We start from the raw sequence: 12,287 nt of genomic DNA on the forward strand, positions 1-12,287 counted from the left end.
GTACCAGCTTTAAAATTCATTGTAGATAAAGTGAACAGATGTTAACCCACTATATTGATACAAATAAATCAGTACCATTAAAATGACGCAATAGATAATTGTCGTCAAAACAAACTTACCAACACGTTTAGCACGTGAATCGGTTTTTCCTTTTTTAGCCATAATTTCATATCTTTCTCAATATTAATAAAATGTACTATCGAATATAGTACTACTAAAGATTTGCAACTAAAAAAATCCTCTTAAACTTTTACCAAATTTAAATATTTTTCCTTATTATCCGTTATTCAGCTTACGACAATCGTTATAAGCAAAACAAAGCGGAATTAGAATTATAAATGAGCCAAAAAGCACAGTGATTATTAATAAGATAAAAATGTTTGTCGGTTTTAGCCAGCGTTCACTTTGGGCGGTTGACAAGATATAAACAGCAAATAAGACTGTAAAAACGAGTTCCCCTAAAAGCATGTATCCTAAAGCACTTTGACTATAGGACTGGTATAGCCAAAGCCAAGCAGATGCCGGCAGCAGGCAAAGCCACCCTGAAAAACGCAGCCAAAAAACGATCTTTTTACGATAATCTTGTTTTCCCATTTTTCTCCTTAAAATTTCAATTTTTTCAAATAAAGTAAAACTAATTATAACAAGGAGTTTTGCAACAAACAATTTTGTAGTCACTCAAAATTTGCATTTTGAGATTTTCGTCATACTTTTTTCACATTTTTTATTTATACTATAATTGTGATATAGGAAAGATATACATTTTTCTTATATCACACTCAACTTTTTGTTTTTCATTCATACTCCTCCAAGTATAATAATGAAAAAACCGAAATGACTTTACAGGTCATTTTCATATCTATCCCTTTCGACTCACGTGCGTTACGTGAGTTTTTCTATGCTCTTAAACAGTTCTAAAGGAATTCTTTACTCTTTTATAAGAGTTTTTCTACTTTAACTTCATATTTTAGAGATATCATTTTAAATGTAGTAAGCAAATAGCAAGCTTACTACATACTCCCACTTTTTTATTTCATTCATTCTTACTCCTTCAAAGTAGATGAAAACTAACAGGCTCGCACAACTTGCGGGCCTTTTTTCTTTGTTATAGTATAAATTTAGCTACTTATTACTCTATGAAAGGTTTATATCTAATGTTCTCACCCACAATTAAACACTTACTGGAAGAAAAATCAGGTTCATTCATTATTCCTGCTTCTCGGATCGCCTTTGTTGAAGACGACAATCCTTTATACCATGCTTTTATGATTTTAACTCGGGTTAAATATTCAAAAATTCCAGTCCTTGACCGGCAAAATCGCGTTGTTGGTCTATTAAGTTTAGCAATGATTACAGATAAAATGATGGAAACAGATAACATTTCACTCGAACCCTTAAACAAATTGTTAGTGCGAGATGTGATGCAAACCAAATTCGACAAAATCAACTTTGTTCAGACCACCTTGGAAACCCAACTTCATTTGTTAGTTGACAATGCTTTTTTGCCCGTAGTTGATGACTATGGTGTTTTTCAAGGACTTTTAACCAGACGTGAATGGATTAAAGCTTTTAATTACATTTCTCATAATTTTGAAAAAGAATATAAAGTGATTCCAATTACTAAAGATAAGCTATTATAAAATATACTGAAAATTTATTTTTGTTTATTCCTTTTTAGTGTACTTTATTACAAATTAAGCTATAATAATCATTGATAGGGAAACACCAGTACTTTTATTTGGTAATCCAGCTATTTGGTTAATACAATGTTAAAATTCGATTTCAATTTAATATTTATTTTTTGATATATACATATTTATTAATTTTAATCATTTTACTTTTAAAATTAAATAACGCTTTGCTGAATTAGTTAACGAAAATCAATGGATATTCCTTAAATAATCAGAAAAGAAGAGCACTATTATGGCAAGTAAAACAATTTCTGCGCAATTGACATTTTTGATAAGCGCAATTATAAAAAATTGGACTTACCCAAATGATCAAGAGCTTTCACTTGAAGAGAAATCTGAATTAGTGTCCCAATTAAAGAAACTGGCACAAAACTCAGATAATATGGAAGAAGCCACTAAAATCATTGATGCGTTTTATAAAGACAAAGTTACTAAGCGTTTTAAATCTATGGATTCTAATTTCTCCTGGATCTTTATCATATTGCAACATGAATTAGTATCTGCTACTCGTTTGCATGCCCTGCTTCTTGACCTGGCTCATGAAGAACATTTTTCGGAAAAAGGAATTGCAAAAATTAACCATTATTTTGTTGAAACCGATGATCATGGTGACAATGACAACTTTATTACAATGTCTTCTACGGACATAATAGATTCTTTAGGACGGACTAAAATTTTTCACGTTCTACCCTCCAAGGATGAAAATGAGACTCCCAATTTCAAAAAATCTAAATTCATGCCTAAACCTAAGCCGGTAAAAACTGAACCTCAGTTCAACAAGATTATTAAACTAAAAGATCACTAAGTAAAAGAAGGTAAAAAATGATCTGATCCCCAAAGTTGTTCTAATTTTAGGGTTCACATCAAAATTGCCTTCTTTTTTTATATTATTTTACATCTAATTTAGACCTATTCTAAATAAAATTAAGTATTTAGTGTTAAAATAGAAAACATAATAATTAGTTTAATTTACGGGAGGCAGCTATTAATGAGTTTTAAACGCCAATGGAAATTTATTCTTGTATTAGCAATTGGGATAGTAGGGCTTTTTTGCCAATTCGGCTTAAAGACCAAAAGTCTTTTTCAAATAGGAAACTTACAATTTCCTATTCAAGCAGTGTTAATCGACATTGTGGGCATCATGATGGCCATTTCCTTACTTGCCGAAATTGCCAGTGATTTTAAATCCGGACGCTATGGTGTTGATATTTTAGCTGTTATTGCAGTCGTTTCTACTATACTGATTGGTGATATTTGGGCTGAATGGATGATCTTGGTTATGATGACTGGCGGTCAAACATTAGAGGACTATGCCACTGGACAAGCAGATAAAGAGTTACGCTCTCTTTTAAGCAATTCCCCAACTATCGCCAACAAAATTGTGAACAATGAGCTCGTTTCTGTTGACGTTGAACAACTAAAAATTGGTGATCACGTGTTAATTAAACCTGGAGAACAAGTTCCAGTTGATGGCAAAGTAGTTAGTGGTGAATCAAGTTTTGACCAGTCATCATTAACTGGAGAATCTGTTCCAGTTACCAAAAAAGCAGGAGATGAATTAATGTCCGGCTCAATTAATGGCAGCGTAGCAGTAGAAATGGCTGTCACTAAAAAAGCGAGTGACTCTGAATACCAGACAATCGTTTCACTAGTTGAATCATCGCAGGCAAAACCGGCTAAGTTTGTCAAAATGGCTGACCGTTACGCTGTACCTTTTACCATTATTTCCTTGGTGATAGGTATTGCTGCCTGGATTCACTCCGGTAACCCAGTCAACTTTGCAGAAGTTATGGTTGTGGCTTCACCTTGTCCATTGTTAATTGCAGCGCCTGTTGCACTGGTATCCGGCATGAGTTCCATGTCTAAACATCATATTATAGTTAAGTCCGGGCCTACTTTAGAAAAACTGGCTACAGCAAAAACTTTTGCTTTTGATAAAACTGGTACTCTAACAGAAAATCAGCTGGTAATTGATGAAATTGTACCTGCCAGAGACAGCAGTTATAGTCAAGCAACCATGCAAAGTTATGCTACCAGCGTTGAGCAACAGTCAAGCCATATTATTGCCAATTCACTAGTCAATGTAGCTGATAAAAATCTTTTAAAACCGGCAACAAATATCAAAGAATCAACTGGCCAAGGAATTAGCGGTACAGTCGAAGGACACCTAGTCAAAGTAGGTAAGTTAGACTATGTTAAACCGCAAGAAAAAGCTGCAACAGTTAATGCTACAGCAGTTTATATTTCAATTGACGATAAGTATGCCGGTTATATTACATTTAAAGATCAAGTTCGTCCTGAAAGTGCTGAGACAATTGCACGCTTGAAACGTCAAAGTGGCGCACACATTATGATGTTGACTGGTGACCACAAAGATGTAGCTGACAAAATTGGACAATCTGTCGGTGTCAACGATATTCGTTACGGTTTATTACCGGCTGAGAAGATAGCCGCTATTAAAAATGTACCTCAAGAAAAGCGACCCGTAGTCATGACTGGTGACGGCATTAATGACGCTCCTAGTTTATCAGCTGCTGATGTTGGTATTGCTATGGGAGCCAAAGGTGCCTCTGCTGCCAGTGAAAGTGCAGATGCGATTATCATGGTTAATGATTTATCTAAAATTAACGATGCTGTGGCAATTTCTAAACATACCATGAAAGTTGCTAATATTGATGTGCTAACCGCTATTACAATTGTAGTTATTATTGAACTGATTGCATTTACTGGTATTATCCCTGCTTTTTGGGGTGCCATTTTGCAAGAAGTTGTTGATATGATTTCGATTAGCCTAGCCCTTTTAGCAAAAACTACTCCTAAAAATCCGCAGCAAACAGGAATTAGTCCTGCAAAATAAGCCAAATTGTTAAAATCTAAAAAGGCCTGATAAATTGACGTTTGATTAGCAACGTAGTTTATCAGGTTTTTTATATGAATCCTAATGCATTAAAAAGCATATGGGATATAATTGAATAACGCAAATCCTTGGTAGTTGTGTAGACCCAGGCTAATACACAACCTAATGCCCAATAAACCAATATATATTTCGTAAATCCAGGATCATGAACATATCCAAACATAAGTCCACTAAAAAGAATACCTAACCATTTATTTAAATTAGTATTTTTATAAAAGAAAGTGTTAAGGAATAATCCGCGAAAAATAAATTCTTCAAATATTGGACCTATAAATATCACCATTACTGGAAAAAAATTTCCTGCTTGGTGAGAAAATTGATCTAAAAGATTCTGATTAGTTGAAGTCTGCTCCGAATTAAAGCCCAGTGCCAGTTGTATGGTTGCACTGACTATAATCAACATTATTACGCCTAAAAGGGAAAGCAATATCTTCTTAAGCTGCCAGTGCGGTCTACTATTATAATTACGCTCGTTATTATGTCGCAACTGCAGATTATATAAATAAAGCACTATTGATAAGGCTATTATCGTAATTAGCGCAGTTAGAAGTATAAAGGAAACATTTCCTAAATGTAGTTCTTTACTTAACCTGTGAGGATAAAAATAAAATTGTTGCACTACGCTATAAATTATAAAAGAGACCACTATTGTAATTACATTCCCCCAAAAATAGAAAAATTTCTTCATTCATGCCACCCTTTTCAAACTATAAGTAAAAGCAACTTTGATTAGTTTTGGTACAAAATATCGTCTTAACCTGGAACAGATCTGATTTCGCTATTAAAGTTCAAATATTTCACTTATGCTGTTCAGCTATTTCCCGGGAAATAACTTTATTATTCTATCATATTTTAATTTACTATGACTTTTTATTCATCTTTATTATAATAGACTTAGTTTTATACCTAAGGTAGGATATTATGATTAGATTTTTTGAAGTATTAAACCAAAACCGTTCGTTTATAATTCTTTCACTTATTATGCTTGCAACTTTTGCAGTTTTTTTAATTTCTTGGCTAAAAGAACCTAGAAGATTGCTTAATGGCATTCTTTTTACTATTTTTTTGTTAACATTCGGCATTTGGCTGACTGTGATGATCTTAGCTACCAGTTTGAGATCTCTCATTCTGACATATGAAATCCTGATAGTGCTATTCGTGGCAACAATTACATTATTAGCAGCTTTTTCCTGGCTATTTTTTCTATGGAATGCTTATATAGTTTGGAAACGTGAAAGTCATACTCTATCAAATTTATTAACTCTATTTATTGGTATTGGCATAATCGTTGTTTGGTTAGTTGCACTGGTTGGGCCTTTTAGAAATTTACCTTCTTGGGTTAGGATTCTGTTATATGCCCCAACAGCTATCTTGGATTACCTTCTTTTTGTAGCGTACAACTTTTTAGTAAATTTAACTTTTTATCAAATTGTTCCTAGACAATATAACCAGGACTATTTAATTGTTTTAGGAGCAGGACTGGCTCACGGTGAACAAGTCACCCCACTATTAGCCAGTCGTATTAATCGTGCTATTCAATATGCTCAAAAGCAAGTTACTAAGGGACGGAAAATGCCCAAATTAATTATGTCGGGTGGTAAAGGAAAAGATGAAAAAGTTTCAGAAGCTCAAGCAATGACCGAATATGCAATAGCTCGTGGGATAGAGCCAAAAGATATTTTATTAGAGGATAATTCCAAAAATACCTACCAAAATATGAAGTTTTCAGCCGAAGTAGCTACAAAAGATTTCGGCGGTAAAAATTATAAGGCAAAATTTTTTAGTAATAATTACCATATTTTTAGAGCTTCTCTCTACGCGAAAGCAGCTGGTCTAAATGCAAATGGTGTAGGATGCTATACTCGTCTTTACTTTCTGCCTAACGCAATTGTGCGTGAATTTGCTGCAGTTTTAATTCTAAATAAAAAACGTCATATCATCGCAATCTTATTACTTATTCTCTTTTTCTTTGTATATGCATTATTTGATTTAACTGGTATTATTAGTTAACTAAATAAAATTTTGCTATTTTAACGTTTAATACTTTTAATAACGTTGTTTTTATAATTATATTAGCTGATTTAAAATAGCATGATTCCATTTAATTACATATTTAACGGTTATTGTAAAAATTAACTTAGATTTAGTAACATATAAATGATAAACTATCTGTTATTAATTAATTATTAAAAGAAAGAGAAACAGACATGCTACAATTAAAAGATTTACGCAAATCATACCATGTCGGTGATACGGTTACTCATGCACTTGATGATGTTTCTATATCATTTCGTAACCAAGAATTTGTTGCAATTTTAGGTCCCAGTGGTTCCGGTAAAACCACGTTATTAAATGTTGTCGGTGGACTTGATCGCTATGATAGTGGTGATCTCATTATTAATGGTAAATCTACTAAGAATTTTAAGGAAACTGACTGGGATGCATACCGAAATAATTCTGTCGGCTTTGTTTTTCAAAATTATAACTTAATCTCACACTTGTCAATTATTGCCAATGTTGAATTAGGAATGAATTTATCCGGAGTTTCTGCCTCAGAACGACACAAAAGAGCAATGGATGCTTTAACTCAAGTCGGTTTGAAAGAACATATTTCTAAAAATCCGAACCAATTATCCGGTGGTCAAATGCAACGTGTAGCTATTGCTCGCGCTTTAGCTAATAATCCCGATATTTTGCTATGTGACGAGCCCACTGGCGCCCTTGATACTGAAACCTCTGAGCAGATTATGAAGTTAATTAAAGAGCTGTCAAAAGACCGCTTGGTAGTTATGGTTACGCACAATCCGAAACTAGCTCAGGAATATGCTACCAGAATAGTTAACTTCCAGGATGGAAAAATTTTAAATGATTCCAATCCTTTTATTCCTGAAGAAGAAAAAGATACCTTTAAATTAAAGCGTACTAAAATGTCATATTGGAATGCTATTAAATTAAGCTTTACCAATATTATGACTAAAAAAGGCAGAACAACTTTAACTGCTTTTGCTTCAAGTATCGGTATTATTTCTATTGCTGTCGTCTTAGCATTATCCAATGGCTTTCAAAAGCAAATTGATACGACTATGAGTAAAGCACTGGCTAAATATCCCGTGACCATCAATCAAACCGCTACTGATGCCAGCAGCGTTGCAGACCGGAACGAATCTGAAAAGAATGTTAAAAACCGGGGTTATTTAACCGTTGAAAAAGATAAGATGCAGGAATCAACTCATCAAAATAAGATTAATCAAGAATACGTTAATTACGTCAAAAAAATAAATCCCAATTATGCTAACAATATTTCCTATCAGCGTGGGATTAGCCTGAATTTGCTCACTCGCAGCAAAAATAAAATTAAGCGTGTCCAATTTTCTCCTATTGCAGCTAATTCAGACAGCTCTCAGGCAGCTGCACAAATGCGAATGCAAGCAATTAGTGCCACTGGCTTAGGCTCATCAGTGTTTCCTACTACACTTAATTCCAGTAAAAGCAATTTCCTTAAAGAAAATTATCAACTTTTGTCTGGTGCATGGCCACATAAGGCTACAGATTTGGTTTTAGTAACAGATAACGAAAACAAATTAAACATTAATATTATTAAAAACTTAGATTTGAAGGCTAAGGCCGGTGAGAAGTTAAATTATCAAAAATTTGTTGGGAAAAAATTTAAAGTTGTCGACAACGATGACTATTACCAAAAATTGCCAACAGGGATGTTTATTCCGCAAAAAATCAGTAATTCTATGTATGACAATAGCAAAACCCAAATGCAAATTGTAGGTGTCATTAGACCAAAAGATGAGAATTCTATGGCACTCCTGTCTTCAGGAATTGCTTACAGCGATCAGCTAACTCAAAACATTATCAAGAAAAATAAAAAATCAGAAATAGTACGAGCCCAGAAGAAGGCAAAACAAAATGTAATGACCGGACAAGATATGAATGCCCGAGAAAAGAAACAGATGCTGCAATCAATTGGTGGTTCAACCATTCCAACGAGTATTATGATTTATCCCAACGATTTTGATGCTAAAGATAAAGTGCTTGATTATTTAGATAAATGGAATCGTGGTAAAAAAAGAAAGAATAAAATTATTTATACTGACATGTCAAGTGCCGTTACCTCAATGACTGGTGGTTTACTTAACGGGATTACTACCGTATTAGTTGCATTTGCTGCTATTTCGTTAGTAACTTCAATGATCATGATCGGCATTTTAACTTACACTTCTGTTCTTGAAAGAACGAAAGAAATTGGTATTTTAAAGGCTTTAGGCGCCCGTAAGAAAGATATCACCAGAGTGTTTGATGCTGAAACATTCATTCTGGGTGTCTTTTCTGGAGTTTTGGGAGTAGTTGTTGCCTGGCTGCTAGTCTTCCCTATTAACAGTATTCTTTACTCCATCACAGATTTAGCTAATGTTGCTCAACTTAATCCAATACATGCTTTAATACTAATCCTTATTTCAACAGTTTTAACTATGGTTGGCGGACACCTGCCGGCACGTATGGCTGCTAAAAAGGATGCTGCTATTGCTTTAAGAAGCGAATAAAACAATTTTAAAAAGTCCAATTAATGTTACATGTGAAACAAACATTAGTTGAACTTTTTATTTAGTAAAATCAGTGCCTGCTATTACTACTAAGTTTATTGACAAATTGGCATATACCAATTTATAATTGAGATAACAACTATGGAGGGGCAAATAAAATGAAAGTTATTATCTCAAGTGACAAGACTAGCGGTAGTAAAAAAGGTTTTGAAATATTTAAGAATAGTATCGCAAACGGCAGCAAAGTAATTGGTTTAGCAACTGGATCGACTCCTGTAACTCTCTACCAAGAATGGACCGAGAGTAATCTAGATAACAGCGATTTAATTAGTATTAACCTTGATGAATATGTAGGTTTAACTCCTGATAATGATCAGAGCTATCACTATTTTATGCAAAAGAATCTGTTTGCTAAAAAGCCATTCAAACATTCATATGTTCCTGATGGTATTAAAGCTATTAAAGATCCGGAAGGAACTTCTGCTGACTATAATAAAATTATCGCTGAAAATCCAATTGATATTCAGCTATTAGGCTTAGGTCAAAATGGCCACATTGCATTTAACGAACCTGGTACACCATTTGATTCTGTTACTCATGAAGTACAATTAACAGAGAATACTATTAAAGCCAATTCTCGTTTCTTCAATAATATTGACGAAGTACCTAAATCGGCAATTTGCATGGGTATTGCAAATATTATGTCTGCCAAAGAAATCGTCATTATGGCTTTTGGTGATAATAAAGCTGATGCGGTGCAAAAGATGGTTGAAGGGCCAGTAACTGAAGAAGTCCCAGCTTCAATTTTGCAAAAGCATGAAAATGTAACTCTGATTGTTGATCAAGCTGCAGCAAATAAATTAGATGCAAAATATTCTAACTAATTAATTCAAATGATATACAAAAAGGCGATGCGTAAATGCATTGCCTTTTTTGTGTGCTATTTTACAAACTATTATTGTATACATACGGTGCATATTATTAGTCTGTTAAAATAATCAGTATTATTATTAAGATGAACCATGAGAGGATGGTGATAAGTTGAAAAGGAGTAAAAAATGGCTATTGGTATTAGGCATGTTGTTACTATTACCTGTGCCTTGTTACTTAATATGGGAAACCAGTAGTTTTTGGCAAAAGTATTTAAAGATTAAAATACCGCATTTAGGTACTCTTAACCCGATATTTGCCTGGTATTTAATTGGTATTAGTATAATTGTTTTTATAATACTAATTGTTAGTTTAATTGTCATCCTATTCTGGCCAGTCCAGAGAAACTTTAATTTAATTCATAAACGTGATGGTCAAGTTAAGGTCACTTCAAAAGCCATTAATAGTTATGTAATGAATTCACTTGCTGACTTGCCTTACTTAAATAATGCAAAAGTCAGTTCCAAGTTAACAGGACGCCGAATTAAAATTAAAATTGGCGGTGACTTGGGTCCAGGTGAAAACATTGCCGCCCTACTTGACGATTATCTTGAAGAATTAAAAAAGAAGCTGAAGCAATTGCTAGGAATTGAGCAAAAACCAAAAATTAAAATCAAGTTTATCAATTATCACAAGGGTGATAAACCTGAAAAGCGCGTTCAATAAAGGAGGTTAAGATGAAAGAAGAATACAAAAAATACCTCCCAGAAATAAGCGGTGCTGTAATTGGTGTTTTACTAGCATTATGCTTTTTGGTACTGGGATTTTTCAAAACTATTTTTGTCATCGTGATGTTAGTCTGCGGCTTTTTGGTTGGACATTACTGGCCAGTGTTCAAAAAAATGCTGCAAAATAAATAATTTATATAAGGAGTATATGCAATATGGTACAATCAAGTTCAAATCAAAGTAGTTCAAAGCCTGAAGTTAAAGGCGATCTAAAATACGATTCAAAGGTGATTCAAAAAATCGTGGGTATTGCCTTATCTGACATTAAAGGTCTTTTAACAGTTAACGGTGGCTTTTTCTCAAATATTGCTGATAAAATTGTTAATAGCGATGACGTCACTTCAGGTGTAAATGTTGAAGTTGGTAAAAAACAAGTAGCCGTTGACATTGAAATTGTTGCAGAATATGGCGTTGATATTACCAAGTTATACGATCAAATTAAAGAAAAGATTCAAGAAAAAGTTAAAGAAATGACCGGTCTTGATACTGTTGAAGTTAACGTCACAGTAGTTGATATTAAAACTAAAGAGCAACACGAAAAAGACTCTGTCAGCTTACAAGACCGTATCACCGGTGCTGCTCAAGATACTAAGGATAAAATTACCGATCAAAAAGATAAGGTTCAAGATAAAGCCGAAGAAAAGAAAAAGGAATCTAAAGAATCTAGAGTTAAATAATAAACATAATTTCAATCTGCAAACGCAAAATTTATAAGGTGCGTGTCTGAGAACAAGTAAACTATGAATTCACGGACAAATAACATAAATCATAATTTTGATGTTAACCATAAAATTAGGACGCTTTATTAGTTGTTAACTTCGGATAGCATTCAAATCGTATAGAGAAAAATTAGGGATATCTCAGATAACTTAATCAAATTCTTGTGCAAGACTAGTTTAATCATGCTAAAATAATGCTATAGAGAAAAGAAGCCTTGTAAAAACAAGACTTCTTCTCTGAATTTCAAGCAGCCGCTTTAAAGGCGGTTGACTCAATTACGTTTTTAATCAAAAAGACCAATCCCATAACTGGCCAAAGTTATTGTTGGGACGGTCTTTTTGTTTACCTGTGCTTGTCGATATAGGTCAACAAGACAATAATAAACGAGGCAAAGGCCAGCGCTAATTCTAGCGCATGGTACACACTCACCGACTGCACACCTTCCTAAAAGATTTCGTGCCATAAGCACCCTCTCCCTTCAAGTGAAACAGCCAACCGCCCTCAAAACAATTTGCCATCAATTCAAATTTAATTATAGTAAAGATTGCCTTATTCCTAAACAACAGTAATCGCTTAATTTAAAAGACTAGACCACTTTTGATGTTAATGATGTGAACCCTAAAATTAGGGTACTTTATTAGTTGTTAGCGAAGGACTAACTGCCGATATTCAGGCTCCTTGGCAAATCCTGTTGATAGAGCTTAAATGAATAGAATCAAGCAGCTAATAAACTGCTTGGTTCTTTTTC

The 12,287-nt window shown here is 33.7% G+C and carries 13 protein-coding genes; 9 read left to right on the forward strand and 4 right to left on the reverse strand.

Features of this window, described 5'->3' with window-relative positions; translation table 11 throughout:
* Nucleotides 1-9: 9 nt before the first annotated feature.
* Together ACZ2M0_RS04095 and ACZ2M0_RS04100 are read right to left on the reverse strand one after the other, a co-directional pair.
* Nucleotides 10-162 (reverse strand): teichoic acid D-Ala incorporation-associated protein DltX, encoded by a 153-nt coding sequence (locus tag ACZ2M0_RS04095; protein ID WP_223902298.1) that lies wholly within the window; start codon nucleotides 160-162, stop codon nucleotides 10-12.
* Between the two features lie 114 nt (nucleotides 163-276).
* A complete protein-coding gene (locus ACZ2M0_RS04100; RefSeq protein ID WP_490058628.1) occupies nucleotides 277-594 on the reverse strand; it encodes a hypothetical protein in 318 nt (105 codons plus the stop codon).
* Nucleotides 595-1,154: 560 nt separating this feature from the next.
* Between ACZ2M0_RS04100 and cbpB the strand changes: the two genes are divergently transcribed.
* From cbpB to ACZ2M0_RS04115, 3 genes are all read left to right on the forward strand, one after another.
* The gene (gene cbpB, locus ACZ2M0_RS04105; protein ID WP_490058629.1) at nucleotides 1,155-1,640 is read left to right on the forward strand and encodes a cyclic-di-AMP-binding protein CbpB; all 486 of its coding nucleotides are present in this window, start codon (nucleotides 1,155-1,157) and stop codon (nucleotides 1,638-1,640) included.
* 283 nt (nucleotides 1,641-1,923) lie between these two features.
* A complete protein-coding gene (locus ACZ2M0_RS04110; RefSeq protein WP_223902296.1) occupies nucleotides 1,924-2,496 on the forward strand; it encodes a hypothetical protein in 573 nt (190 codons plus the stop codon).
* A 183-nt stretch (nucleotides 2,497-2,679) separates the two neighbouring features.
* Nucleotides 2,680-4,548, forward strand: a complete 1,869-nt coding sequence (locus tag ACZ2M0_RS04115) for a heavy metal translocating P-type ATPase (protein ID WP_490058630.1) — start codon at nucleotides 2,680-2,682, stop codon at nucleotides 4,546-4,548.
* 70 nt (nucleotides 4,549-4,618) lie between these two features.
* On the opposite strand, the gene ACZ2M0_RS04120 is transcribed toward ACZ2M0_RS04115, so the two are convergent.
* Entirely contained in the window at nucleotides 4,619-5,296 is a 678-nt protein-coding gene (locus tag ACZ2M0_RS04120) for a CPBP family intramembrane glutamic endopeptidase (protein WP_490058631.1), read from the reverse strand.
* 230 nt (nucleotides 5,297-5,526) lie between these two features.
* Between ACZ2M0_RS04120 and ACZ2M0_RS04125 the strand changes: the two genes are divergently transcribed.
* The 6 genes from ACZ2M0_RS04125 (at nucleotide 5,527) to ACZ2M0_RS04150 (ending at nucleotide 11,496) form a co-directional block, all read left to right on the forward strand.
* A complete protein-coding gene (locus tag ACZ2M0_RS04125; RefSeq protein WP_490058638.1) occupies nucleotides 5,527-6,618 on the forward strand; it encodes a YdcF family protein in 1,092 nt (363 codons plus the stop codon).
* Between the two features lie 197 nt (nucleotides 6,619-6,815).
* Entirely contained in the window at nucleotides 6,816-9,161 is a 2,346-nt protein-coding gene (locus ACZ2M0_RS04130) for an ABC transporter ATP-binding protein/permease (protein WP_490058632.1), read from the forward strand.
* A gap of 158 nt (nucleotides 9,162-9,319) precedes the next feature.
* Entirely contained in the window at nucleotides 9,320-10,045 is a 726-nt protein-coding gene (locus ACZ2M0_RS04135) for a glucosamine-6-phosphate deaminase (RefSeq protein WP_490058633.1), read from the forward strand.
* 157 nt (nucleotides 10,046-10,202) lie between these two features.
* A complete protein-coding gene (gene amaP / locus ACZ2M0_RS04140; protein ID WP_490058634.1) occupies nucleotides 10,203-10,757 on the forward strand; it encodes an alkaline shock response membrane anchor protein AmaP in 555 nt (184 codons plus the stop codon).
* Between the two features lie 11 nt (nucleotides 10,758-10,768).
* Complete coding sequence (locus tag ACZ2M0_RS04145) at nucleotides 10,769-10,951, forward strand: DUF2273 domain-containing protein (protein WP_045928847.1); 183 nt, start codon at nucleotides 10,769-10,771, stop codon at nucleotides 10,949-10,951.
* A 14-nt stretch (nucleotides 10,952-10,965) separates the two neighbouring features.
* Nucleotides 10,966-11,496, forward strand: a complete 531-nt coding sequence (locus ACZ2M0_RS04150; protein WP_490058639.1) for an Asp23/Gls24 family envelope stress response protein — start codon at nucleotides 10,966-10,968, stop codon at nucleotides 11,494-11,496.
* A 326-nt stretch (nucleotides 11,497-11,822) separates the two neighbouring features.
* Here ACZ2M0_RS04150 and ACZ2M0_RS04155 read toward each other — a convergent pair whose 3' ends face one another.
* Complete coding sequence (locus ACZ2M0_RS04155; protein WP_238480650.1) at nucleotides 11,823-12,002, reverse strand: hypothetical protein; 180 nt, start codon at nucleotides 12,000-12,002, stop codon at nucleotides 11,823-11,825.
* Nucleotides 12,003-12,287: the final 285 nt, after the last annotated feature.

The sequence above is a fragment of the Lactobacillus sp. VURO6/B1 (VP7) genome, from assembly GCF_058139575.1.